Source organism: Pseudomonas sp. FBCC-B1667, assembly GCF_059133255.1.
This window is the reverse complement of record NZ_CP101437.1, coordinates 2848918-2872877: the sequence shown is the minus strand read 5'-3', so window position 1 is coordinate 2872877 and position 23960 is coordinate 2848918. Positions and strand designations below refer to the sequence as shown.

23 protein-coding genes and 1 pseudogene are annotated in these 23960 nt (G+C 60.1%); 13 read left to right on the top strand and 11 right to left on the bottom strand.

The features are described from left to right. Nucleotides 1-10: 10 nt before the first annotated feature. Nucleotides 11-784 (bottom strand): helix-turn-helix transcriptional regulator, encoded by a 774-nt coding sequence (locus NL116_RS13035; RefSeq protein WP_494377512.1) that lies wholly within the window; start codon nucleotides 782-784, stop codon nucleotides 11-13. Between the two features lie 111 nt (nucleotides 785-895). On the opposite strand from NL116_RS13035, the gene NL116_RS13030 reads away from it, so the two are divergent. Both NL116_RS13030 and NL116_RS13025 read left to right on the top strand, forming a co-directional pair. Next, complete coding sequence (locus NL116_RS13030; RefSeq protein WP_494377511.1) at nucleotides 896-1999, top strand: extracellular solute-binding protein; 1104 nt, start codon at nucleotides 896-898, stop codon at nucleotides 1997-1999. A gap of 55 nt (nucleotides 2000-2054) precedes the next feature. Next, entirely contained in the window at nucleotides 2055-3173 is a 1119-nt protein-coding gene (locus NL116_RS13025) for a DmpA family aminopeptidase (RefSeq protein ID WP_494377510.1), read from the top strand. 37 nt (nucleotides 3174-3210) lie between these two features. On the opposite strand, the gene NL116_RS13020 is transcribed toward NL116_RS13025, so the two are convergent. Together NL116_RS13020 and NL116_RS13015 are read right to left on the bottom strand one after the other, a co-directional pair. After that, nucleotides 3211-3666: a cupin domain-containing protein gene (locus NL116_RS13020; RefSeq protein WP_494377509.1), complete on the bottom strand. Its 456-nt coding sequence runs from the start codon at nucleotides 3664-3666 to the stop codon at nucleotides 3211-3213. Nucleotides 3667-3849: 183 nt separating this feature from the next. Continuing rightward, nucleotides 3850-4380, bottom strand: a complete 531-nt coding sequence (locus tag NL116_RS13015) for a winged helix-turn-helix transcriptional regulator (protein WP_494377508.1) — start codon at nucleotides 4378-4380, stop codon at nucleotides 3850-3852. 101 nt (nucleotides 4381-4481) lie between these two features. Here NL116_RS13015 and NL116_RS13010 point away from each other — a divergent pair, with 101 nt between their 5' ends. Both NL116_RS13010 and NL116_RS13005 read left to right on the top strand, forming a co-directional pair. Next, nucleotides 4482-5117: a cysteine hydrolase family protein gene (locus tag NL116_RS13010; RefSeq protein ID WP_494377507.1), complete on the top strand. Its 636-nt coding sequence runs from the start codon at nucleotides 4482-4484 to the stop codon at nucleotides 5115-5117. Beyond that, on the top strand, nucleotides 5114-6679 hold the full coding sequence (locus NL116_RS13005; protein ID WP_494377506.1) for an aldehyde dehydrogenase (NADP(+)): 1566 nt from the start codon (nucleotides 5114-5116) through the stop codon (nucleotides 6677-6679). The genes NL116_RS13010 and NL116_RS13005 overlap by 4 nt, the downstream gene beginning before the upstream one ends. A 16-nt stretch (nucleotides 6680-6695) precedes the next feature. On the opposite strand, the gene NL116_RS13000 is transcribed toward NL116_RS13005, so the two are convergent. From NL116_RS13000 to NL116_RS12980, 5 genes are all read right to left on the bottom strand, one after another. Next, nucleotides 6696-7631, bottom strand: coding sequence for a Ppx/GppA phosphatase family protein (locus NL116_RS13000; RefSeq protein WP_494377505.1), 936 nt, complete (start codon nucleotides 7629-7631; stop codon nucleotides 6696-6698). 289 nt (nucleotides 7632-7920) lie between these two features. Further along, on the bottom strand, nucleotides 7921-9501 hold the full coding sequence (locus NL116_RS12995) for an MFS transporter (RefSeq protein WP_494377504.1): 1581 nt from the start codon (nucleotides 9499-9501) through the stop codon (nucleotides 7921-7923). Further along, complete coding sequence (locus NL116_RS12990) at nucleotides 9498-10589, bottom strand: HlyD family secretion protein (protein ID WP_494377503.1); 1092 nt, start codon at nucleotides 10587-10589, stop codon at nucleotides 9498-9500. Before NL116_RS12990 ends, NL116_RS12995 begins: the two co-directional genes overlap by 4 nt. A gap of 96 nt (nucleotides 10590-10685) precedes the next feature. Further along, on the bottom strand, nucleotides 10686-11099 hold the full coding sequence (locus tag NL116_RS12985) for a cupin domain-containing protein (protein WP_494377502.1): 414 nt from the start codon (nucleotides 11097-11099) through the stop codon (nucleotides 10686-10688). Nucleotides 11100-11142: 43 nt separating this feature from the next. After that, nucleotides 11143-11895 (bottom strand): SDR family oxidoreductase, encoded by a 753-nt coding sequence (locus NL116_RS12980; protein WP_494377501.1) that lies wholly within the window; start codon nucleotides 11893-11895, stop codon nucleotides 11143-11145. Between the two features lie 256 nt (nucleotides 11896-12151). Here NL116_RS12980 and NL116_RS12975 point away from each other — a divergent pair, with 256 nt between their 5' ends. From NL116_RS12975 to msrA, 3 genes are all read left to right on the top strand, one after another. Continuing rightward, the gene (locus NL116_RS12975) at nucleotides 12152-13735 is read left to right on the top strand and encodes a winged helix-turn-helix domain-containing tetratricopeptide repeat protein (RefSeq protein WP_494377500.1); all 1584 of its coding nucleotides are present in this window, start codon (nucleotides 12152-12154) and stop codon (nucleotides 13733-13735) included. Nucleotides 13736-14062: 327 nt separating this feature from the next. After that, nucleotides 14063-14482, top strand: coding sequence for an organic hydroperoxide resistance protein (locus NL116_RS12970; RefSeq protein ID WP_494377499.1), 420 nt, complete (start codon nucleotides 14063-14065; stop codon nucleotides 14480-14482). A 497-nt stretch (nucleotides 14483-14979) separates the two neighbouring features. After that, entirely contained in the window at nucleotides 14980-15489 is a 510-nt protein-coding gene (msrA, locus tag NL116_RS12965) for a peptide-methionine (S)-S-oxide reductase MsrA (RefSeq protein WP_494377498.1), read from the top strand. Nucleotides 15490-15538: 49 nt separating this feature from the next. On the opposite strand, the gene ptrR is transcribed toward msrA, so the two are convergent. Continuing rightward, nucleotides 15539-16417 carry a putrescine utilization regulator PtrR gene (gene ptrR / locus NL116_RS12960; protein WP_494377497.1) on the bottom strand — a complete coding sequence of 293 codons (879 nt, stop codon included), beginning with the start codon at nucleotides 16415-16417 and terminating at the stop codon, nucleotides 15539-15541. 100 nt (nucleotides 16418-16517) lie between these two features. Between ptrR and NL116_RS12955 the strand changes: the two genes are divergently transcribed. After that, nucleotides 16518-17909, top strand: a complete 1392-nt coding sequence (locus NL116_RS12955; protein WP_494377496.1) for an aldehyde dehydrogenase family protein — start codon at nucleotides 16518-16520, stop codon at nucleotides 17907-17909. A gap of 99 nt (nucleotides 17910-18008) precedes the next feature. Continuing rightward, nucleotides 18009-18680 carry a glutathione S-transferase family protein gene (locus NL116_RS12950; protein ID WP_494377495.1) on the top strand — a complete coding sequence of 224 codons (672 nt, stop codon included), beginning with the start codon at nucleotides 18009-18011 and terminating at the stop codon, nucleotides 18678-18680. Here NL116_RS12950 and NL116_RS12945 read toward each other — a convergent pair. Next, nucleotides 18677-19621 (bottom strand): aldo/keto reductase, encoded by a 945-nt coding sequence (locus tag NL116_RS12945; RefSeq protein WP_494377494.1) that lies wholly within the window; start codon nucleotides 19619-19621, stop codon nucleotides 18677-18679. The two genes, NL116_RS12950 and NL116_RS12945, sit on opposite strands and share 4 nt — an antisense overlap. Before the next feature lie 99 nt (nucleotides 19622-19720). Between NL116_RS12945 and NL116_RS12940 the strand changes: the two genes are divergently transcribed. Both NL116_RS12940 and NL116_RS12935 read left to right on the top strand, forming a co-directional pair. Then, nucleotides 19721-20509, top strand: coding sequence for an alpha/beta hydrolase (locus tag NL116_RS12940; RefSeq protein ID WP_494377493.1), 789 nt, complete (start codon nucleotides 19721-19723; stop codon nucleotides 20507-20509). Beyond that, a pseudogene (locus NL116_RS12935) lies at nucleotides 20506-20640 on the top strand (bestrophin family protein); the annotation flags it as partial. The gene NL116_RS12940 and the pseudogene NL116_RS12935, both read left to right, overlap by 4 nt. Nucleotides 20641-20646: 6 nt before the next feature. Here the strand turns inward: NL116_RS12935 and NL116_RS12930 are convergent. Further along, the gene (locus NL116_RS12930) at nucleotides 20647-21624 is read right to left on the bottom strand and encodes an NAD-dependent epimerase (RefSeq protein WP_494377492.1); all 978 of its coding nucleotides are present in this window, start codon (nucleotides 21622-21624) and stop codon (nucleotides 20647-20649) included. Between the two features lie 594 nt (nucleotides 21625-22218). Here NL116_RS12930 and rfaH point away from each other — a divergent pair. Continuing rightward, entirely contained in the window at nucleotides 22219-22761 is a 543-nt protein-coding gene (rfaH, locus tag NL116_RS12925; RefSeq protein WP_494377491.1) for a transcription/translation regulatory transformer protein RfaH, read from the top strand. A gap of 38 nt (nucleotides 22762-22799) precedes the next feature. Beyond that, entirely contained in the window at nucleotides 22800-23960 is a 1161-nt protein-coding gene (locus NL116_RS12920) for an outer membrane beta-barrel protein (protein WP_494377490.1), read from the top strand.

Here is a 23960-nt window from a genome sequence, read left to right as displayed (position 1 = left end):
CCTGTCGGGCTCAACGCGGCTGCAACACCAACGCAAACAGCTCCCCATGCCCGTTCACGTTGAGCTTGTGATAGACATTGCGCCGATGCACTTTCACCGTCTCCGGTGAGATGCCCATGTGCTGGGCGATGGCTTTGCTGGAGAAGCCCTGAAGGATCAACCGGGCGGTTTCGATTTCCCGCACCGACAGGCGTGCGTCGAAGCGGTCCAGCAATGTCGCCAGATCACCAGCCACCGGTTCGGCCGTCGCACCTTCCGGCGGCATCAATTGCAGATGACGGCGCATCGCCGACAGTACCCAGTCGCGCACGCACAGCAGTCGTCCCTGCTCTTCGAGGCTGAATCGCGTTGAGCGCCCCAGCGACAATCCCAGTACTGCGCCGTCGACATTGACCATGAACTGCAGCTCGTCCGCCCCCACCACCGAGCGGAAATAGCTCAGGTAGTACTCGCTTTGCTGGAATTGGTCGGGTGCCACCGATTCGAGGCTGTGCAGGCCCTCGGCAATACCGGCGCAAACGGCCTGGTAAAAAGGGTCGAGGAGGTACATGCCAGCGCTGTAGTCCGCCAATTCTTCGTGCTCGGCGGCACCGCCCTTCGAGTCGAAATCAATCAGCAAACGCGGGACACGCCCCGAGCGCATCACCGCGACCAACGCATTGTCCAGCGGCACCAGCAGCCGCAACGTGTCGACCAGCGCCCGCCAGAAACCGTCCTGGCCCAACGCGCCAAACACCCGTGCCAGCGATTGATGCACCGGCAGCTCTTTCAACAATGCGTCCACGCACTACCCCTTTCGAGTAACCCATGATGGGAATGGGTGAGTCCCCCGCCTGCCAGTACGCTGCAAGCACCTGTTCATCACCGGCCTGCAGCAGGCCAGGAGTGCCGCATCATGAGTTGTCACCGCTCGCATATCAATCTAGGACTGGGCGCCTGTTTGTGCGTCTCTCTGTCGGCCATGGCCACCGACGCCCCGACCGTGCATGTCTACAACTGGTATGACTACATCGGTCCCAATACCCTGCACGACTTCAAGCGCGACACCGGAATCGAGCCGGTCTACGACACGTTCGACAGCGCCGAAGTGCTGGAAGGCAAACTGTTGACCAGTCGCAGCGGCTACGACGTGGTGGTGGCGAGCAACTTCAGTCTGCCGACGCTGATCAAGGCCGGCGCCCTCGCCCCGTTGCCTCACGCGCAAATGCCCGACTTCAAGAACATGGACAGTGACCTGCTGGCGAAACTCGCCAACAACGATCCGGGCAACCAGTACGCGGTGCCATACCTGTGGGGCACCAACGGGATTGGCTACAACATCGACAAGGTTCGCGCCGCGTTGGGCGACAAGGCGCCGGTGGATTCCTGGGACCTGGTGTTCAAGGAAGAGAACCTGGCGAAGCTCGGCCAATGTGGCGTGGCGATGCTCGACTCGCCGTCGGAGATGTTGCCGGTCGCCCTGCACTACCTGGGCCTGCCACCGAACAGCACCAACACCGAGGACTACAAGAAAGCCGAGGCGCTGCTGCTGAAGTTGCGCCCGCACATTGCGTACTTCAACTCGTCCAAATTCATCAGCGACCTGGCCAACGGCAACATCTGCGTGGCGGTGGGCTGGTCCGGCGCGATGCTGGAAGCCAAGACCAACGCCGAGCAGGCCAACAACGGCGTGAAGATCGCCTACAGCTTGCCGAAGGAAGGCGCGCCGGTCTGGTTCGACACGCTGGTGCTACTCAAGGACGCACCGCACCCAGAACAAGGCCTGGCGTTTATCGACTACCTGATGCGCCCCGAAGTCATCGCCCCAGTCAGCGATCACCTGAACTACCCCAACGGCAATCGCAGCGCCACGCCGCTGGTGGCCGAAGCGACCCGCATCAACCCTGCTGTGTACCCATCGGCTCAAGCGCTGGCCACTTTGTTCACCCTTCAACCGCTGCCGCCGGCGACTGAACGGGTGCGCACGCGGGTCTGGAGCAAGGTCAAAAACGGCCAGTAACCCTGAGACCACGCGATTTGGCATTCCAATTATTTTTAGTGAAGATGAGAAACCCATGAAACCACGTGCCCGTGACCTGAACATCCAGTTCGGCCAACTGCAACCCGGCCCGCTCAATGCCATCACCGACGTACCCGGCGTTCGCGTCGGCCACAGTGAGGTGCGCGGCCGCACCGACAGCGGTCGAGACATCCACACCGGTGTCACCCTGATCGAACCGCGTGCCGGTTCCACCAACCAGCAACCGTGTTTTGCCGGTGTGCATGTGCTCAACGGCAACGGTGACGCCACTGGCCTTGAGTGGATTCGCGAAGCCGGCCTGCTGACCAGCCCGATCGCCTTCACCAACACCCACAGCCTCGGTGTGGTGCGCGATGCGCTGATTGCACTGGATCGCCAGGCCCAACCCGATGACGGCCGACTGTACTGGAACATGCCGGTGGTGCTGGAAACCTACGATGGCTTGCTCAGCGACATCAATGGTTTCCACGTCAAACCCGAGCATGTGGCCCAAGCGCAGCGCAATGCCGTTGACGGACCGGTGATCGAAGGCGCAGTAGGCGGTGGCAGCGGGATGATCTGCCATGAATTCAAAGGCGGGATTGGCACGTCCTCGCGCCGCTTGAGTCCTGCGCAAGGGGGCTGGACCGTCGGCGCCATCGTCCAGGCTAACCATGGCATCCGCAACGAGTTGCGTGTCGACGGTTACCCGGTCGGACGCTACATGGAACAGGTCGACTCGCCGTTCCTCAAAGCCTCGCTACCGTATCCGGGCATGGGTTCCATCGTCGTCTGCCTGGCCACGGATGCGCCGTTGCTGCCGCACCAATGCACACGCCTCGCGCAGCGTGCCAGTCTGGGATTGGCCCGCACCGGTGGCGGTAACGAGGACCACAGCGGTGACATTTTCATTGCCTTCGCTACCGGCAACCAGCACGTGCCGCCTGCCGCTTATGAAGGCAAAGGCGCGCCCACGTGCGACAACTTGCGCATGGTCAACAACGATCACATCAGCGAGTTGTTTCTGGCGGCTACCGAGGCCGTGGAGGAAGCCATTATCAATGCCCTGCTCGCGTCTGACACCGCGGAAGGCAATGGCCATACCGTGAAGGGCCTGGATGCCGACACGCTGCTCAAGGCAATGCGTCAGGCGGGTTGGCCGGGCCAGCGCTGACAGCGTCGCCCGATGCCACGTGTCGGGCGAACACGGCTTACTCTTCCAGCACCAGCAGCGGCGTGCCTTTTTTCACGATGTACGTCGCCAGCTCCGACGCTTTACCGCCCCCCAGGTTCTTCGCGACATGCGCCGTGCCCGCCGGGATGTACAGCGAATCGCCAGCCTTTAGCGTGACCGGTGGCCGGCCCTCCAGTTGATACTCAAACGACCCTTCGATGACGTAAGCCACTTCCACGCCCGGATGCGAGTGTTTGGGCGAGGCCACGCCAGCGTCGAAATCGACACGCACCTGGATCACCTCACGCTCGGCCGCCCCCAGGTCCTGGCGCACCAGATCGGTACGGTGGATTCCGGACTGCCAGTTTTTCGCAGGCTGCGGCTCGTGATTTGCCTCGCCAGCCTGCGAAAAGCTCGCGAAGGCGGCCAGTGAAAGAACGGCAAGGGCATTGCCTGACCGGCCAGCCGTGTTGCGGGAAGTGATACGGAACATCGCGAATCTCCAATGACTGCCGCCAATGCGGTGAACCCATTTAGCGGCGGCGGTGTATCCCGCGCGTGTCACGCAACCCCTGTTTTTGTATGTGAAGTTGGCTGCCGGCGCCGGAGATACGTAGCGATACAAACGTGTGCCCGCGAAGACCGATTATCTGAAGAGATGCCCACTGCCCCCTGATTACTGATCCTGAGCCGCCATCGGGTTCGCCCCGCGGCTACCCTTGAAGGCCTCTCGCCGTGCTTTGCGTTCAGCGGCGTAGGCTTCGCTGGGCGTGCTGAGCAGCTCGCCACGGCGCAAAGGTTCGCCGCAATGTGCACACAACGGGCCCAATCCGGCAGGCTGGCGACAGGTGGCGTGGGTGTAAACGACCGCCAACCCCTCCTCCTCTGACTTGCACCAGGTTTCCCCCCAGGCGCGCAATGCCAGCACCACGGAATAGAACGCATCGCCTTTGGGCGTCAGATGGTACTCGTAGCGCGGGGGCCGTTCGCTGTAAGCGCGGCGCGCGATCAGCCCGTCAGCCTCCAGGCGTTTGAGGCGGGTGGCGATCATTTGCGGGGTCCCGGCGGTTTGCGCCTGGATCTCGTCGAACCGATGACTGCCCATGAACAACTCGCGCAGCACCAGGACCGTCCAGCGGTCGCCGACGACGGCCTCGGCCCGTGAAATCGGGCACAGGGTTTCAGGAACAGGTGTATTTACCGACATGCGGTCTTGCCTCTTTTGCTGTTACTATGATTATCATATCAACATGATGTCCCGGCAAGTGTCGGGCATCGGTCACTCAAACATTCCTGGAGAACGCAGCCATGTCAAAAGCCCTCTATCCCCTCGACAGAACCGCTTATCTGTTGGTCGATCCCTACAACGACTTCCTTTCCGAGGGCGGCAAAGTCTATCCGCTGATCGAACCAATCGCCGTGCAAGTCGGCCTGCTCGACAACTTGCGCGCACTCGACCGCACGGTACGTGCCCTCGACATTCCGGTATTCATCGTACCGCACCACCGCTGGGAAAAAGGCGACTACGAAAATTGGGATCACCCAAGCCCTACCCAATGCAAGATCATGCACATGCATCACTTTGCGCGTGGCGAATGGGGCGGCGAATGGCACCCGGATTTCGCACCCAAGGAAGGCGACATCGTCGTTCAGGAGCACTGGGGTTCGAGCGGGTTTGCCAACACCGACCTTGATTTCCGCCTTAAGCAGAAAGGCATCACCCACGTGATCATCGTTGGCTTGCTGGCCAATACCTGTATTGAAGCCACTGCACGTTACGCCCAAGAACTCGGCTATCACGTCACCTTGGTGCGCGACGCAACGGCCGCCTTCAAGCCAGAAATGATGCACGCGGCCCATGAACTGAACGGCCCGACCTTTGCCCATTCCATCGTGACCACCCCAGAACTCATCGCCACATTGACTCAAGGTGAACGCCCATGACCTTGACTGGCAAGCTCATGATCGGCGCCCACGATGTGCCCGGTTCCGAAGGGACGATGAAGGCGCTCAACCCGGCCACAAACCAGCTGATCGAGCCGGACTTCGCCCTGGGTGGCGCGGCCGACGTCGACCGGGCCGCGACCCTCGCCGATGAGGCATTTGATGTTTACAGCCACACCTCGCTCGACCGGCGCGCGGCGTTCCTCGACAGCATTGCCGACAATCTCGATGCAGTCCGCCAGTCGCTGGCTGCCAGAGCCGCCCTCGAAACCGGTGTGCCGGAGGCGCAACTGGAGGGCGAAGCAATAAAAGCCGCCACACAGTTCCGCCAGTTCGCTGATGTCGTGCGCAGAGGACGCTTCCTGCAACTGGCCATCGATCCGGCACAGCCTGACCGTCAGCCGCGCCCGCGCATGGACCATCGCTTGCAGAAGATCGCCCTCGGCCCGGTGGCGATTTTCGGCGCAAGTAACTTTCCGATTGCGTATTCGGTCGCCGGCGGCGATACCGCTTCGGCACTGGCGGCCGGCGCGACCGTCATCCTCAAGGCGCATAACGCGCATCCCGGGGCTTCGGAAATTCAGGCACACGCCATCCGCCAGGCCGTACAAGCGCACAATCTGCCCGAAGGTGTGTTCTCGATGGTACGCGGTGGCGGTAACGCCATCGGTGAAGCGCTGGTCGATCACCCGCTGATCAAAGCGGTGACGTTCACCGGTTCCGAGCGTGGCGGCATGGCCCTGTATCGCCGTGCGCAACTGCGCCCCGATCCGATTCCCGTCTTTACCGAGATGACCAGCATCAACCCGACGTTCATCCTGCCCCACGCGCAGGCGGAAAAAGGTGCGTTGATTGGCGACGGCTTTGTCGAGCGCATGCTGGTCAACGTCGGGCAAGCGTGCCTGAAACCCGCGCTGCTGATCGCCATCGACGGACCTGGCTTTGAGGCGATGCGTGCGGCAATGATCAAACGCGTCAACGAGGCCTTGGCGCGACCGATGCTGACACCCGGTATTCACGCGGCCTATCTGAATGGCCTTGGCCAGATCGAGGACGCCGGGGCTCGACGCATTGCCGAAGGCTCGCCGGCCATTGCAGCGCTGGATGGCGCATCCGCCTTGATGGAAGTCGACGGCGCGCAGTTCCTGAGCGATACGCTGCTGGCCGAAGAAGTATTCGGCCCGGCGGCGCTGTTGGTGAACGTCAGGGACGAGGCAGAAATGCTCGCCGTTGCGCGTTCACTCAGAGGTCAGCTGTCGGCGGCCATGCACCTAGAGGACGAGGATTTGCCCTTGGCGCAGCGCTTGTTGCCCGTGCTGGAACGCCGCACCGGGCGCATCGTCGTCAATGCCTTCGCGCACCCGCAGGAAGTGACGTTTGCCACCGTTCACGGCGGACCGTTTCCGGCCACGTCGGACAGCCGCTTTACCTCGGTCGGCATGACCTCGATTGAACGGTTCTTGCGCCCGGTGGCTTACCAGGGCTTTCCGCAGGCACTACTGCCTGAGGTACTGCAAGACGCCAACCCGTTGGCGTTGCCTCGTCTCATTAATGGTCTCTAAAACAGCGGTTCGGGGTTCAATGCCGGGCCATCAGGCCATGCAGGACCCCGAACCTCAACCCGCCTTCTGACGGCGTCATCTGCGAGATACCAAAGACCTTGAACGCCGCCAGCATTACCACCAGACCACCGGGCAAGGTGCTCAATCGGTGGTTTTGCAGGCCGGCCAGTTTCAGCTGTTTGACGTGCCCCACTTCCAGCAGGCGCAACGACAGGCGCAGTAGGCCGCTGTAGGTGATGCCGCTTTCGCCGTCATCGTTCATGCCGTTGGCCTTGAGCACTTTGGCGAGCATCCGTGCCGTCCCCGAAGAGCCGATAGCCTGCTGCCAACCCAAGGCACGATACCGCCGCGCCACTTTCTCAAACTGCAGCGTGGCCACGCGCTCGGCCTCCAGCAGCGCCGGAGCGGTGATGCAACCACCGGAAAAGTAGCGCGCACCAAAGGTACCGCTGCCAATCGCAATGCTTTCGGTCAACAGCGGCTGAGTGCCCTGCCCCAGAATCAACTCCGTGGAGCCGCCGCCGATGTCCACCACCAGTCGCATGCTGTGCGGGCTGGGGATCGAATGAGCCACACCGGCGTACACCAGATGCGCCTCTTCATGCCCGGAGATGACGTCAATCCGAAACCCGAGATGACGCTCGGCACTGGCTAAAAACAGTTGCGCATTGTCAGCTTCGCGAACCGCGCTGGTCGCCACCGCCCGTACCCGGCCAGGTTCAAAGCCGCGTAGCTTTTTGCCGAATCGCGAAAGCGCCTGCCAGCCACGATCCAGCGCCATTTCATCCAGCGCGCCACTCTGAAAACCTTCCGACAAACGGACAGGTTCACGCAGGGTTTTCACCTCGTGAATCATCCACTTCTGGTTCCGTTTGACCGATTGGCCAATCATCAAGCGAAACGCATTGGAGCCCAGGTCAATGGCTGCAAACAGGGAGGCGTCTCCTTTCATGGGGCAGATTCCTGGCAATTTCGTCAGCCCGCGAATGGAGTTCCGCAGAGCGTTCAAGACGGTTTGCGAGGATCCTGCCATGGGCTAGGTGACACCAAGATGACACCCCGCTTTATTTCGCCATGCCCTCAACGTGATTTGTCCGTCACATCCCCAGGCCTGGCATGCCCACTTCCACTTCTGTCGGGACGCGTTCACCAAGACGTGTTTTTTGGACTGCCTTTTAGGGGCGGCTTTTTTTGTCGGGTGGTTTGGACTCGTTTTATCCCTTTTCGACTTCGGCCACGGCTCACATCGCACGCGCTTTGGCGTATAGCGAGAGCCCAATCTTGAGGCTGACCAGGAGAGGGGCAGCCACGACAAATAACAGCGCGACTGCGAAGAACGCGGTATCAAAAGCAATCACCGTAGCCTGACCTGACACGACCTTGCCCAGCAGATTAGTCGCAGCCCGGCCGGCGGCGACTTGATCCATGCCCTTCCCGGCCAGCATCGCACCCGTGGAGGTCAGCCGTTCGATGAGTGCGGTCCCTCCTGGCGTAACGTTGGCACCAAGGACCGCATTGTTGATGACGACTTCATGCTCGATCAGCGTCTGGAGCCCCGCGACGCCCATCAAGCCCCCCAATTGCCGCCCGGTGTTGAACAGGCCAATGCCGAAGGCGAGGTTGCGGCTGTTGAGGTCGCTGAAAGCAATCAGCGTGATCGACAGAAACAGGAAGCCAAGGCCCAGGCCTCGAAGCAGGATGGCTGTCATCATGCTGGCCGTGCCGCTTTCGCTGGTCGAACCGGACAGCATCCACATGGCCCCCATGATCATCAGGATGCCAAAGGGCACAGTCGCCACAGGGGGAACGTGGCGGACTTTGAAGAGAAACGCCGCGAGAAGCAGTGAACCGATAAAAAAACCGCCACTGGGCAACAGGAGCAGGCCGGCATCGGTCGGCGTGAACGCGAGCACCGACAGGGCAAACGCGGGAATCAGGAACGCGCTGCCGAACAACGCGGCACCGGCAACAAAACTGACGATAAAGGCAAAGGTGAAATCGCTCGATTTGAACGGGGTGAAATCGAACAGGCCCTGGCCTTTGCCCCATAGTTGCTGACCGATAAATGCCAGCAACGCGCTGCCGCCCATCATCGTCAGCAACAGAATGCGGGGGGCCTCGAACCAATCCCAGCGGCTGCCCTGGCTGAGCACGTAAGTGAAGCAGAACAACGTCGTAGAGATCAGTGCGAAGCCGAGCCAATCAAAGGAGCGTTGCCGCGCACTGGCAGGCGTGGGGTGGTCAGTGATGAGCAAAAGACCCGTCGCCGCCAAGGCCAGCGGCACCACGCTGAAGAAAATCCAGGTCCAGGACTGGCTGTCGATCAACCACCCTTGCAGGGCCGGGACGATCGTCCCGGGTGCAACCACCGAACCCATGGCGAACAGGGCTTGCAGGATTGGCTGGCTGGAGCGCTTATACGCGCGAAATATCAGCGCCTGCCCCCCGACCAGCAGGATCCCCCCAGCGAAACCCTGCATAACGCGAAGCCCAACCAGCACGTCCATTTGAGCGGTAATGCCGGCCATGCAGCACGCCAGCCCCATGAGCAGCGTTGAGCCGATAATCACATGACGCGGATAGAAACGGCTCAACAGCCACGGGGCGGCCATGAACCCGATCAGCTTGAGCGCGATGTAGCCGACATCCAGCCAGGCGAACTCATCGGGTGTGGCATAAGTGTCGCCGATGATGTCGCCGCGTCCGAGTGACAGAACGGTGCTGGCGATTGCTTCCGTCAATGTGGCCAGCACGATCCCCGTCATGAGCAGAACACCAGAAGCGGCGCTGTCATGACTGCGCGTCGAGACGGTCGTGTTCATGAGCCTTCCCCGCTCGCCACTTCAACGCGCGCGGACAGGCCCGGCACAATTCGCCCCGGCATTGGATTGTGGGCAAAACGGATCTTTACCGGAACCCGCTGAACGACGCGCACAAAGTTCCCGGTCGCGTTGTCGGGCGGCAGCAAGCTGAACGCCGAGCCACTGCCCGGTGCAAAACTGTCGACCACGCCGGCAATGGGCTGGTCAGGATAGCCATCGACCGTGATACGCACACGCTGACCGCAATGGAGGGTTTCGAGCTGGGTTTCCTTGAAATTGGCCACGACCCATACATCGTTGACCGGCACGATGTCGAGCAAGGAAACACCCGGTGTAACGAACCGGCCGAGTCGAATCTGGCGGTTGCCGACAACACCTGCCACCGGCGCCCGCACCACGGTGTGGTCAAGATCGAGCTGCGCGAGATCACGCGCGGCCTGCGCTTGCGACACAGCCGCCTCGGCCGCCTCTCTTTCGGCCACGAACACAGCGATGTTTTGCTGTTGCGCCTCGACCGTTGCCGAAGCGGCCGACACCGACGCCTCGGCTCTGGCGCGCGCGGTGGCGGTTTCATCGACCAGGGCCTGGCTGACCGCGTTGCTGACAATCAGTTTGCGGCTGCGATCATGGGTCTTTGTCGCCAGATCCATCTCGGCCGAGGCCGAGCGTCTTTGCGCTTCGGCCTGTCGAATCAGCGCATGCTGCAACTGGATTTGCGCATCGACATGGGTCAAGCGTGCCTGGGCTGCGCTGACATTGGCCTCGGCTTGCGCCAGTCTGGCGCGATAGTCGCGCTCATCAATACGAAACAGCACGTCACCGGCACGCACAGTCTGGTTGTCTTCGACCTCCAGCGCCGTGACATAGCCAGCGACCTTGGCGGCGAGCGACGTGACGTCACCGCGGACATAGGCATTATCGGTCGAAGTGACGCCCCTCGAAAATGCAATGACCGCCCAGGCCGCCACAACCGCTACGGCGGAGACGCACAGCAGTATGCCGATGGTCTTGCGCTTGCTTCGCCGTGCAACGACGACAGGGGTACCGGCGTCGGCAGCAATGGCGGCCTTGTCCTGGAGCGAGGTCATTGCTTCATTTCCTGTTCAATGCCTGGAACTACTCAGCCAATGGGCGGCAGCGTTTTGCCGCCCGGCTGCCCTGCATTCTTGAGCGTATTGATCGGCTCACTTTTTGATCGGTGTGACGAGCACCTTTTCATCGGTGTCGAGGACGAATACGGCCAACAGGCGTGCAGGTTGGGTGTCGCTGGCGTTGGCGCTGACCTCGTGCACGGAGCCCGGCTCCTCTACGAAGTTTTCACCGACGTGGTAAATCTTTTCCGGCTGGCCTTTGACCTTGATGCGAAATGAACCCTCCAGGACCGTTGCATAAATGAAGGCCGTTTTCGGATGGGTGTGGGACGGCGACGCGGCGCCCGGCCCGTACTCGACGACCACGCCTTTCATGCTCTTGCCGGGGATATTGGGAATGGGGCGATCGAACACGACCGTTACCTTGCCGGGGGGCGGTTCAGCGGCCGACGCTGCGCTGATCGAGAGCGCTGCGAAGGCAGCGGCTAACAGGAATCGGGTAACCATGGGATTGCTCCTTTTGTGGATTGGGAAGTGATGACGCGCGCCGTTACCGGGCCGCCGACTGAGCGATCCAGTCTTCGAAGCGGATCGCTCCAAGGCGTGGGTGCTTGCCGGGCACCAGCGACTGATCGTCGAGCACGGCACCGAAGTAACGTGCGTGCACGTCCGGCGAGACCTTGCGATTGTCCTGAGTCGCCCGCAGAAAACGCCGGGCCAGTTCGTCGAGCGGCATGGCTTCCGGGCCGCCGACTTCAACCGTGCCATTAACCGGTGCCGCCAGCACCACATCGGCCAGCGCCGCCACCACATCGTCGGACGCTATCGGCTGGATCAGCGCCGGCGAAACACAAAACTCCTCTCCGACAGCGAACGATTGGACGATGCCGTCGACAAACTCGAAGAACTGCGTGGCACGCAAGAGGGTGTAGGGAATGCCGGACGCCTTGATCAGGTTTTCCTGCGCAACCTTGGCCCGAAAATAACCGCTGTCGGGCAGCCGTTCGCTGCCAACGATAGACAGCGCAACGTGATAACGAACGCCGGCAGCCGCTTCGGCGGCCAGCAGGTTTCGTGTCGATGTTTCGAAGAAATCAAGCACGGCCTGATCTTCCCACGACGGCGCGTTCGCCACGTCGACAACGATGTCCGTTCCATCCATCGCTTCGGCCAGGCCTTCGCGGGTGATGCTGTTCACGCCGGTGCCGGGGCTGGCGGCGACTGCGTCATGGCCGCGCTCGCGCAGTGTGTTCACAAGTTTCGATCCGATGAGGCCGGAGCCTCCGATAACAACGATCTTCATGGCTTTTCTCCACGTGTCGACGGCAACCATTGCGTCGGTGTAGAGGGAGATTGCCTGCGCGCGCGAGGCAGGTCCTTGCGTCGGGCTTGGATTTACCTTTCTGAAGTCTTGAATTTACGTCCAACGATGGCGCTATTTGTCCAACCTCCTCCGCGGACGGTGCAGCGGGTTTCGAGCTGCCGTATTATCAATTTCAAATACAATTTCGAGCTGCCTGGACATGGAGTTGAGGGCGCTTTGCCAGGGGAAGCACACTTTGCAATTCGCGTTTGAAGACTACGTGCTCGATCAGCAGCGCCGGGAACTGACCTTGCGCGGACAGGTCGTGTCCGTTGGACCGCAGATCTTCGATCTATTGCTATATCTGGTCAGCCATCGCGATTGCGTTGTCAGCAAGGACGATCTCCTCAAAGCAGTTTGGAGCGGCCGAATCGTCTCGGAGTCGACGATCACCAGCCACATCAATGCGGTGCGCAAGGCCATCGGCGATACCGGCGAAGAGCAGCGCCTGGTCCGTACGGTTGCCCGCAAAGGCTACCGCTTCGTCGGCGAAATTGAGCCAGCGCGACAGCTGGGAGAGCCGGGTATCGGCGAACCCGCGCCGTTCAACCCGAAGGAAACGTCGCTACCGGTGTTCACCCTTCCGGACAAGCCCTCCATTACCGTCTTGCCCTTCCAGAACCTGAGCGGCGACCCGGCGCAGGAATACTTCGCCGATGGCGTGGTGGAGGACATCATCGTCGCCCTCTCGCGGATCCGCTGGTTGTTCGTCATCGCGCGCAATTCAAGCTTCACCTACAAGGGACAGGCGGTGGACGTGAAAGGTATCGGCCAGGCGCTGGGCGTTCGCTACGTGCTCGAAGGCAGCGTGCGCAAATGCGGGAACAAGGTGCGCATCACCGGACAACTCATCGACGCAACGAGCGGCACGCACATCTGGGCCGAACGTTTTGAAGGCCTGCTCGACGACATCTTCGAGCTTCAGGATCAAATCGCCGAAAGCGTCGTCGGAGCCATTGCGCCGCAACTGGAACGGGCAGAAATCGAACGCGCAAAACGCAAACCAACAGAAAGCCTGGACGCCTACGACTATTACCTGAGGGCCATGGCAAAATTGCACAGCGGTAGCCGTGAAGCCATCGAGGATGCGCTGCCGATGCTCTACAAGGCCATCGAACTCGACCCGGAATTTGCTTCGGCTTATGGCATGGCCGCCTGGTGCCACTTGTGGCGCAAGCTCAACGGCTGGATGACCGACCGGCCTGCAGAAATCGCCGAAGGCACACGGCTTGCACGCCTGGCGGTGACACTCGGGCGCGACGATGCCGTCGCGTTGACGCGCGGCGGACATGCCCTTGCTCATCTCGCCAGCGATGTCGATGGCGGCATTGCGCTCCTTGACAGGGCGCGCCTGCTCAATCCCAACCTCGCCCCCGCCTGGTTCCTTGGCGGTATCCTGCGAGCGGTGCGCGGTGAAACAGAAGCCGCCATCAAAGACTTGACCCATGCCGTGCGCTTGAGTCCGCTGGACCCTGAAATGTTCAGGATGCAGGTCGGGATGGCGCTCGCGCATTTCTTCGCCGGCCGCTTCGATCTCGCTGCGGACTGGGCAGAAAAGGCCTTGGGTAACCTGCCCAGTCTGTTGGCCGCCGCGGCGCTGGTGACGGCCAGTTATGCACTCAGCGGTCGCATGGAAAAAGCGACGCAGGCCATGCAGCACCTGCACGCACTGGATCCGTCCTTGCGCGCCTCCAATCTTAAGGAGTGGCTGCCCATCCAACGTCCGGAGGATCTCGCACGGTTCGCGGATGGACTGCGGCGGGCCGGATTGCCTGAGTGAACACGCCCCGTCCGGGTTCGTCGATGCCAAGGATCTGACGAACCCTATCACTGTATTTCAGCCACACGAAAACCCGGGACCTTGACGTATGAGCCGGCGAATTATCGCTGTGGGAATTGTCTGGCGCAAAAGCCTGTCGGATGCAATTCCGTCGGGCAGATTTGTATCGATCTGTATGCTCGCAGGCGTTCTTACACAGCGATACACAACGACCGGTTCCAGACACACACGCACGACATGAGGGTGCAAAAGTGCGCCACGTCGCAAGGACTTCCCTGAACCCGCGACCGAAACAAACAAGCCCTAAACCCTCAGCAGGAACTTGCCATGATCAATCAAATCGACACCGTGCTGTACACCGGCAAAACCCACACCACCGGCGGCCGCGACGGTCAGTCCAAAAGTTCGGATGCACGCCTGGACATCAAGCTGTCCCCGCCCGGTTCGTCCGGCAGCGGCACCAATCCGGAACAGTTGCTGGCGGCAGGTTGGTCAGCCTGCTTCATCGGCGCAATGGGTAAGGCGGCGGTGGCGTTGAAAGTGACCCTGCCGAACGATGTCGCCGTGGATACCGAGATTGACCTGGGCAAGACCGAGAATGCATTTTTTCTCCGGGCACGCCTCAATGTCAGCCTTCCGGGCCTGGAGCCAGCCGTCGCTCGCGCAGTTGTGGACGCCGCTCATCAAACCTGCCCGTACTCCAAAGCGACCCGTGGCAACATCGATGTCGAGATCAATCTGGTGTAATCCGGCCCGCTGGAACAGCCTGCCTTCCGGGGTGGGTTGTGCCGATAGCGTTTTTCCGTCCTGTGGCTTTTTTCACAGGAAGAAATCGGTCTAAAAAGCGCGCTTTACACTGCGGATGCTTTGCTATTCTCAAGGTGTAGGTGAAGACGCAGACTGATGCGCAAGCGGATAGCAAGGAGACGTGGGGCACGTCCCGAAGGGTACACGGTTAGAAAGATTTCCGCGCTGAGATCCAGCCCTTATGCCGTGTGAAGCAGAAGTACATAACACCGTTCTGTCAGAGTCCTGATAAACCTTGTAAGCCAGAAACCAGCACTGGCCACCTACTCGAAATCCGAAGCCCGCCTTGTGCGGGCTTTTTCGTTGTTCGTTCCGCAGCCCAGACCATTGCCCTCCTCCCCGTGCCTCACGCCAGATAAATTCACAAAGAAGCAGAAAATAGTCGCGAGGCTGCGTAATAATCCGTTCAAATCGATGAATACTGAGGAGTGAGTTTTATGACCACGCAATCCGAAACTGCCATTCTGGCCGGCGGCTGCTTCTGGGGCATGCAGGATTTGATCAGGCGAATGCCCGGCGTGCAGTCTACCCGGGTCGGTTACTCGGGTGGTGATGTGCCCAACGCCACTTACCGCAACCATGGCACCCATGCGGAAGCCATCGAGATCGTATTCAATCCGGCAGTGATCAGCTATCGCCAGATCCTCGAGTTTTTCTTCCAGATTCACGACCCTTCGACAGCCAATCGTCAGGGCAACGATGTGGGGCTCAGCTACCGTTCGGCGATCTTCTATCTCAACGAAGAACAGCGCGATATCGCCGAGGACACCGTGGCCGATGTCGATGCGTCCGGTCTGTGGCCTGGCAAGGCCGTCACGGAAATAGCCCCCGCCGGTCCGTTCTGGCAGGCCGAGCCGGAGCATCAGGACTACCTCGAAAAAGTGCCCAATGGCTACACCTGCCATTTCATTCGGCCGAACTGGAAACTGCCGAAACGCGCCCTCTGAAGCAATGACTCGGGTCGCGAGCAGGCTCCTACAATGTTATGGGGTGGGCTCAAGGTTGTGCTTGCACCACCCCACGCGCCTCCAGCAACCGCACAAACATGGTCAAACTCTGCGACACCGTCCCCCGCCGCCACACCAGCCAAGTGCGCAAATACCGGAACGATTGCGACAACGGCCAGATACTCACCGTGGTGCATCCCGGCATGCTTTCCAGCATGCTGCGCGGCATCAGCGCCAGGCCGGCACCGGCGCTGACGCAGGCGAGCATGCCGTGATAGGACTCCATTTCGAAGATCTTGCCCGGCACTGCCGCGTCCTTGCTGAACCAGCTCTCGAAGTGGTGCCGGTACGAGCAATTGGAGCGGAAGGCATAGATGTTTTCGCCATTTACATCCTGCGCGCGATGGATCGGCGAATGTTGGAGCGGCGCGATCAGCACCATCTCTTCCTCGAACGCCGGTACGCCTTCCAGGGCCGGGTGCAGCACCGGCCCGTCGACAAACGCGGCGGCCAATCGGCCCGACAACACCCCGTCGATCATCGTCCCCGAAGGGCCGGTCGAGAGGTCTAACTCAACCTTGGCGTGTTTTTGGTTGTAGGCCGCCAGCAGCTCGGGAATGCGCACCGCCGCCGTGCTTTCCAGCGACCCCAGGGGAAACGAGCCTTGCGGCTCTTCACCCGCCACGGTGGCGCGGGCTTCCTGCACGAGGTCGAGGATGCGCCGGGCATAGTCGAGAAAACTCCACCCGGCCGGCGACAGGCGCAGACGGCTTTTCTCGCGGATAAACAAGTCCACGCCCAGATCAAGCTCCAGCTGCTTGATCCGCGTGGTCAAGTTGGAAGGCACGCGATGGATGTGCTGCGCGGCGACGCTGATGCTGCCGTGCTCGGCAACCGCCTTGAAGATTTCCAGCTGAACCAGATCCAAGTCATTCTCCAAACGTGAACGATTGGCTCAGTATTATTCAGTTTCCAGAAAACAAACACCCCCGTAACCTGAGCGCATTCCCACGTAGCAGGACGGTGCCATGACCAGCGTTTCCAGCCTCACCCACGCTATTTCGATCAACCCGACCACCGGCGAACAGATCGGCCACTACCCTTTTGAGTCCGAGTCAGCCCTGCAAGCCGCCCTGTCGCGGGCCGCGGGCGGCTTCCGTATCTGGCGCAAAACAGCTGTCGAGCAACGCTCGCAATTGTTGATCGCCCTGGCTCAGGCACTGCGCAACAGTGCTGACAACATGGCCACCATGATCACTCTGGAGATGGGCAAGCCAATCACCCAGGCCCGTGGCGAAATCGAAAAGTGCGCGCAACTCTGCGAGTGGTACGCCGAGCACGGCCCGGCCATGCTCAACGCCGAATCGACGCTGGTTGAAGGCGGCAAGGCGCGCATTGAATACCGGCCGCTCGGACCGATTCTGGCGGTAATGCCGTGGAACTTCCCGATCTGGCAAGTGCTGCGCGGCGCCGTTCCCGCGTTGATCGCTGGCAACACCTACGTGCTCAAACACGCCCCCAACGTGATGGGCAGCGCCTACCTGCTGCTGGAAGCCTTCAAGAACGCCGATTTCCCTGAAGGGGTGTTCGAAGTGCTGAACGTTACGCCGGACGGCGTCTCCACAGCCATTGCCGATCCGCGCATCGCCGCAGTGACCCTCACCGGCAGCGTGCGCGCCGGCATGGCCATCGGCGCTCAGGCCGGTGCGGCATTGAAGAAATGCGTGCTGGAACTGGGCGGTTCCGATCCGTTTATCGTGCTCAACGATGCTGACCTCGATGAAGCCGTCAAAGCCGCCGTCATTGGCCGCTACCAGAACACCGGGCAAGTCTGCGCGGCGGCCAAGCGCTTGATCGTCGAGCAAGGCATTGTCGAGGAGTTCACGCGTAAATTTGTCGAAGCCACGGGCAAACTGGTGGTCGGTGACCCGCTGGGCGCCGACACTTACCTCGGCCCGATGGCGCGGTTTGATCTGCGTGACGAACTGGATCAACAAGTGCGCGACACCCTGGAAGAAGGCGCGACCTTGTTGATGGGCGGCAAAAAGGCGCAAGGCCCCGGCAACTTCTACGAGCCGACCGTATTCGCCAATGTCACCGACCAGATGACCTCGTTCAAACAGGAATTGTTTGGCCCGGTAGCCTCAATCATCACCGCACGCGACGCCGCCCATGCACTGGAACTGGCCAATGACAGCGAGTTCGGCCTGGCTGCCACCGTTTTCACCGCCAATGTCGCGCTCGCCCAACAGATGGCCGGCGAACTGGAAACCGGTGGGGTGTTCATCAATGGCTACAGCGCTTCCGACCCCCGCGTGACCTTCGGCGGCGTGAAGAAAAGCGGGTTTGGCCGCGAATTGTCGCACTTCGGCGTGCGTGAGTTCTGCAATGCCCAGACCGTTTGGCTGGACCGCCGCTAAGCGAAATACTCAGCCTGGGCGTCGTTGGCGCCCAGGCTGCAGTTTCCCTCGTGGGCGGCGACTATGCTGTTGGTGGTCACTTCCCGGGAGGCGCTGAAGATGCCACTGACGCTTTATTACCATCCCCTTTCGTCGTACTGCCACAAAGTGCTCATCGCGCTCTATGAGCACGCGGTCGACGTCGACAAACGGATCATTGATCTGGGCAACTCCGCCGAGAAAGCCGAGTTGCAGGCACTCTGGCCGATCGGCAAATTCCCCGTCCTTCGTGATCACACCGGCCAGTGCGATGTGGCGGAGTCGACGATTATCATTGAATACCTGGATCACTATTTTGCCGGGCAAAACCGGCTGATTCCGGGCAATTGGGACACCGCGCTGGAGGTCCGCCTGTGGGACCGCATCTGCGACAACTACCTTCAGACGCCACTGCAACAGATTGTCCTGGATCGCATCCTCGGCGCGAACGGCAATCTGAGCCAACAGCGCGCCACGTTACAGACCGTGTACGGCATGCTCGACCGCCAGTTGGCGAACAACTCATGGTTGGCCAGCGCGGAGTTCAGCCTGGCCGATTGCTCAGCGGCCCCGGCGCTGTTCTATGCCAGTACGCTCGAGCGGATGCCTGATGAACACGGCCACTTACACGCCTATTTCGAGCGGCTGATGAACAGGCCGTCTGTGCAACGGGTGATCGACGAAGCCAGGCCTTACTTCTCGTTCTACCCGTTTGAGCAAGACATCCCGCAACGGTTTCACCCGCGTCCCTAACGCACAATGTCGATCAATTGCTCGCGCTGCGCGCCCGTGAGCATCGGCCCGAAACCGGCGCCCGCATTGTCCGCCATGTAACGCGGATTGCCGGTGCCGGGGATCACGCAGGTCACCGCAGAATGGGACAGCAAGAACTTCAACGCCAGTTGCGCCCAACTGGTGACCCCCACTTGCGCGGCCCACCCGGGCAGTGGCTTGCCCTTCAAACGTTCAAGTAAACCGCCGCCCCCAAACGGCCGGTTGCAGATCACCGCAACCCCGCGTTCGCGACACAGCGGCAAGAGGCGTTGCTCGACACCGCGATCGTCCAGCGCATAATTGATCTGCAAAAAATCCAGGGGCTCGGCCTTGAGCACCGCCTCCACTTCCTCGTAGGCCATCGGCGTGTAATGGGAGATGCCGATGTAGCGGATCCGTCCTTCCTTCTTCCATTCACGCAAGGTCGGCAAATGGGTTTGCCAGTCCAGCAGGTTGTGGATTTGCATCAGGTCAATACGGTCGGTTTGCAGCAGGCTGAAGGACTGCTCCATCTGTGCAATGCCTTCCTCGCGGCCACGGGTCCACACCTTGGTAGCGAGAAACGCCGGCGAGCGCGGTTCATGGATCGACAGCAACTCACCGATGGTCTGCTCGGCGCGGCCGTACATCGGCGAGCTGTCGATGACGGTTCCGCCCTTCTTGAACAACGCGCTGAGCACCTCCGGCAATGGCTTGTAGGCGGAGCTGGAAGGCTCGACATCAAAACCGCGATACGTGCCCAGCCCGACGATGGGCAATGGCTCGTTGCTGGAGGGAATGGCGCGGGTCAGCATGGTCTTGCCTCCTGTTTCCGTCGATGGCGCAGAGGTTGCAAAAGCCCGATCGAAGGTGAAAACCGCCGAAGCACCGGCAGCCAGCGTGAGAAATCGTCGACGCGTGTATCCGTCAGTGTGGCTCATCGTTGTGCCCGTGTAGCCCCAACCCGGGGTGCCCCGCTACCGTTGAACTAAACTCTGGCACCGATCCTGTGTTAGCGGACCTCGATCCCAGAGCCGTCAATGTCGCCCCCTAAAGTTAGTCGAATGTTCAGAAACCTGACGCTTCTCGTTGTCGTCATTGCCGCGTTGTACCTGACGCTGTGTGCGGCGTTGTTCGTGTTTCAGCGCGCGCTGATCTACTACCCGCAAGCCAGCGCGGTCACCACACCCGCGTCGCTGCTGACGTTGACCGTCGAAGATGCCCAAATACAGGTGTCCGTCAGGCCGCACGATGGCCCGAACGCCTTGATCTATTTCGGTGGCAATGCCGAGGATGTGTCTCGCAATCTGTCCGGGTTTTCCCAGGCGTTCCCCGAGCAGGCGCTGTACTTGATGCACTACCGGGGGTTCGGCGGCAGCAGCGGCTCGCCATCGGAGGAAGCGATTGCTCGTGATGCGCTGAGCTTATTTGACCAGGTCTACAGCACCCATCCGAATGTGGCCGTGATCGGGCGCAGCCTCGGCTCGGGCGTCGCCGTGCGCCTGGCCAGTCAACGCCCGGCTGCGCGGCTGATCCTGATCACGCCCTACAACAGCCTGGAAAGCCTGGCCAGACAACAGTTTCGCTGGTTCCCGGTGAAGTGGCTGCTGCAGGACCGCTTCGAATCCTGGCGATATGCAGCGCACATCACGGTGCCGACGCTGTTGATCGCCGCCAGCCACGACGAGGTCATCCCGCGCTCCAGCACGCAGCAGCTCTACACCCATTTCGCCCCCGGTGTGGCGACGTTGAAGGCAATCCCGGGCACCGGCCATAACTCCATTTCCGACAGCCCCGAATACTTCAAATTGATACGTGACGGATTATGAGCACGCCGTTTGGCCGCGACGAAAACGACCTGCCCCTCGATGCGATCATGCGCACCATCGAGCGGGAAATCCTCACCGCGATGGGGGAAACACAACGTCCTCGGGCGCTCGCGCCGGTGGACTGTGTTTGAAGTGATTCACACCTGATAAAAGTCCCGGTACCACTCGACAAACTGCGCCACGCCGGTTTCGACGGTCACTTGCGGGCGGAAGTCGACCCAGTCCGCCAGCGCCGAGACATCGGCCCAAGTCTTGATCACGTCACCCGCTTGCATCGGCAGGTTATGGCGCTGCGCTTTGATCCCCAATGCCGCCTCCAGGCACTCGATAAAATCCAGCAATGCGACCGGCCGGCCACGGCCGATGTTGAAGAGCCGGTTGACGCCTCCACTCTCGTGGTACGCCACTGGCGGCTTGGTTCGCAAGCGGGCGATGCCTTCGACGATGTCGTCGACGTAGGTGAAGTCGCGCGCCATCTGACCATGGTTGAACACCTCGATGGGCTGGCCCTTGAGGATCGCTTCGGTGAACTTGAACAGCGCCATGTCCGGGCGCCCCCACGGCCCGTACACGGTGAAAAAGCGCAGGCCGCTGGCCTTCAGGCCGTACAGATGGCAGTAGCTGTCGGCGAGCAATTCATTGGCGCGCTTGCTTGCGGCGTACAGCGAAACCGGATGATCCACCGGGTCATCCACGCTGAACGGCAGCTTGTTGTTGGCACCGTACACTGAACTGCTCGACGCGTAGATCAGGTGCGCGGGCGGACAGTGTCGACAGGCTTCCAGCACATTCAGGAAACCCACCAGGTTGGATTGCGCATAGGCGTCCGGGTTGTCCAGCGAGTAGCGAACACCCGCTTGCGCTGCCAGATGCACCACTTCGGTGAAGCGATGTTCCTTGAACAACGCCATGAGTGCAGGTTTGTCGACAATGTCCATTTTCTGAAAACGGAAGCCCTGCAGCACGCTCAGTTGTTTGAGCCGGGCCTGTTTGAGTTCCACGCTGTAATAGTCATTGAGGTTATCGATGCCTATCACTTCAAGACCTTGCAGGCACAACCGTTTGACCGTGTGATAGCCGATGAAACCTGCGACGCCAGTTACGAGAACGGTCATAGCGCCTTGCTCCCGAGAGACAAGAAGGGCTTAGTTATAGCGTTGCTATTGCATCGGGTCCAGATTCGAAGCGGACTAATTAACAACCCCCATGATTGGGGATAATTCTCAACGGAGTGACTATAACCAGCGTCAAAAGTTTAATCGATCCGACGAATTAAAAATCCCCTTTAAAAACAATTGTTTGAGCAGCAGCAAAAGTACTAATGGATAAATGGCGTGCTTTTTGACGAGTAACGTTTGACAGCTCGCTTAGAGTGGTCGATAACTACACCGGTCTATTGGAACAGTTACGCAAGTGCAGACTCTCTGTTGAGCCACTGATCCTTAGCCAACTACCGAACTATGTTTATGTGGGTTTTTGTACAGACCGTGCGGTAGCTTTGCCCAAAGCAAAGTTGATTCATGCCTCTGCACAGTGCACGGTATAGCGTCACGTTATTGGCTTATGCCCTTTCGTGAAGCGCTGAGTGATTCATTATTGATACACAACACCCTAATTCTATAAGAAGAACGTATCTGCTCAATAACATTTCATAGGCCTCCTATTGAGCCACTGCCTGCCTAAACTTCTCATTCTCAGAGTTTACCAGCATGTCAGCACCTAGCTCCGAGCGGTCTAATTGGTACCTTCTGCAATGCAAACCACGTCAGGATGAACGTGCCCACCTCAACCTGCTTCAGCAGAACTATGTGATTTTCCACCCCCAGCTGGTGACTGAACGCGTGATACGCGGCAAACGCCATCGGGTCCTGGAATCACTGTTCCCTGGGTATCTGTTTGTCCACCTCAGCCGTAACGACAATTGGGCGCCCCTACGCTCCACCCGCGGTGTCAGTCGTATTGTCGAATTCAATCATGGTCCTGCGACGGTGGCAGAGCACGTCATCGAACATTTGCGCGCGCGCTGTTTTGAATCGGCGGGTGCGCGCGTCAACGTCGACCACGATCTGAAACCCGGCGAACGCTTACAAATCATTCGAGGGCCACTGTCGACACTGGAAGGCATCTTCGTGTCCTCGCAGGGGGCTGAACGCGTGATGATCCTGCTACAGTTCCTTAACCGCGATCAAACCATTTGCGTTCCGCTCAGTGATCTCGGACGCCAGAGTACGCCAATACAACTTAATAACTAATAATCTTGCCTTATATGCTTTTCCTCAGGAGCTCTGATATGGCCTTAACGTCACACTGCCCTGTTGCACTGCTGATGGCCTCTCTTTATCCAGGGATGGCCTGGAGTATTAACCCTCAGAACATTGATGTTTATGGATTCAACTTCACACCAACTTTGTTGTTCTCAGAAAGTTACGACGATAACTTTCGCGAACTGGAGAACAACACACAATCTTCCATGATCACCCGGTTAGCGCCCTCCTTCGAGCTCAAGGCTGAAGACCGCAACAGTGCGACCCGCCTGATTTGGCAACCCTCTCAGAACACTTACCACGACGAGCCGGATGCCTCCTATACGGCACAACGGGTGCGAGCGGACAGCATCATGGAATTCACCGACCGGCACCGCCTGAAACTTGAAGCCGAATACCGCAAATGGGAGCGCACGGAATCGACAGCGGTCCCGTACGAGAATGACAAACTCAACAACAAACGCGTCGGCGGCCTGTACACCTACGGCGCCAAGAGCGCGGATAACCAGATTGATGTCGGCGCCAACTACGCAGAACTTCGCTACACCAATGCCGACGGCGTCAACGAGGACAAAGAGCGTAATACAACGGGCGTGACCACCACCTGGTATCACCGCATCGGCAGCAATACCCGTGGCCTGCTGGAATACGACCATACCAACTTCGATTACCTGCAAGCCAACAGCCCGCGCAGCAGTAAATCCGACGCACTCCTGGGCGGTGCAACCTGGGACTTCACCGCCCGCACCTCGGGCAAAGTCCGCATTGGTTACGAAAAGAAAAACTTCGACAGCAGCCAATCCAAAGACCTCGACAACCCCACCTGGCAAGTGGATCTGCAATTCAAGCCGCGCACTTACTCGACCTTTACCTTCGTCGCCCGCCAGGCCCTCGCCGAAGGCGACGATGGCGCTGACGCGGTGAAATCGACCTTCACCCAGGTCGGTTGGCGCCATGGCTGGACCGAACGCATCACCTCCATCGCCCAGGCCGGTTACGGTACTTATGTCTACGAAGGCGAGAGCCGCACGGACAAGGTGCAGGACTACAACCTGGCCATGGTGTACGCCATGCGTCGCTGGCTGGATATAGAACTCGGCTACCGCTACCGGGATGACAACTCGGATGCCGAAAACGAAAGCTACACCCGCAACATCTTTTCGATCAGCTTCAACGTAAGCCTTTAG

Coding starts and splice junctions, on each gene's coding strand:
- NL116_RS13030 (WP_494377511.1), top strand. CDS start 896: ATGAGTTGTCACCGCTCGCATATCAATCTAGGACTGGGCGCCTGTTTG.
- NL116_RS13025 (WP_494377510.1), top strand. CDS start 2,055: ATGAAACCACGTGCCCGTGACCTGAACATCCAGTTCGGCCAACTGCAA.
- NL116_RS13020 (WP_494377509.1), bottom strand. CDS start 3,666: ATGTTCCGTATCACTTCCCGCAACACGGCTGGCCGGTCAGGCAATGCC.
- NL116_RS13015 (WP_494377508.1), bottom strand. CDS start 4,380: ATGTCGGTAAATACACCTGTTCCTGAAACCCTGTGCCCGATTTCACGG.
- NL116_RS13010 (WP_494377507.1), top strand. CDS start 4,482: ATGTCAAAAGCCCTCTATCCCCTCGACAGAACCGCTTATCTGTTGGTC.
- NL116_RS13005 (WP_494377506.1), top strand. CDS start 5,114: ATGACCTTGACTGGCAAGCTCATGATCGGCGCCCACGATGTGCCCGGT.
- NL116_RS13000 (WP_494377505.1), bottom strand. CDS start 7,631: ATGAAAGGAGACGCCTCCCTGTTTGCAGCCATTGACCTGGGCTCCAAT.
- NL116_RS12995 (WP_494377504.1), bottom strand. CDS start 9,501: ATGAACACGACCGTCTCGACGCGCAGTCATGACAGCGCCGCTTCTGGT.
- NL116_RS12990 (WP_494377503.1), bottom strand. CDS start 10,589: ATGACCTCGCTCCAGGACAAGGCCGCCATTGCTGCCGACGCCGGTACC.
- NL116_RS12985 (WP_494377502.1), bottom strand. CDS start 11,099: ATGGTTACCCGATTCCTGTTAGCCGCTGCCTTCGCAGCGCTCTCGATC.
- NL116_RS12980 (WP_494377501.1), bottom strand. CDS start 11,895: ATGAAGATCGTTGTTATCGGAGGCTCCGGCCTCATCGGATCGAAACTT.
- NL116_RS12970 (WP_494377499.1), top strand. CDS start 14,063: ATGATCAATCAAATCGACACCGTGCTGTACACCGGCAAAACCCACACC.
- msrA (WP_494377498.1), top strand. CDS start 14,980: ATGACCACGCAATCCGAAACTGCCATTCTGGCCGGCGGCTGCTTCTGG.
- NL116_RS12955 (WP_494377496.1), top strand. CDS start 16,518: ATGACCAGCGTTTCCAGCCTCACCCACGCTATTTCGATCAACCCGACC.
- NL116_RS12950 (WP_494377495.1), top strand. CDS start 18,009: ATGCCACTGACGCTTTATTACCATCCCCTTTCGTCGTACTGCCACAAA.
- NL116_RS12945 (WP_494377494.1), bottom strand. CDS start 19,621: ATGAGCCACACTGACGGATACACGCGTCGACGATTTCTCACGCTGGCT.
- NL116_RS12940 (WP_494377493.1), top strand. CDS start 19,721: ATGTCGCCCCCTAAAGTTAGTCGAATGTTCAGAAACCTGACGCTTCTC.
- NL116_RS12930 (WP_494377492.1), bottom strand. CDS start 21,624: ATGACCGTTCTCGTAACTGGCGTCGCAGGTTTCATCGGCTATCACACG.
- rfaH (WP_494377491.1), top strand. CDS start 22,219: ATGTCAGCACCTAGCTCCGAGCGGTCTAATTGGTACCTTCTGCAATGC.
- NL116_RS12920 (WP_494377490.1), top strand. CDS start 22,800: ATGGCCTTAACGTCACACTGCCCTGTTGCACTGCTGATGGCCTCTCTT.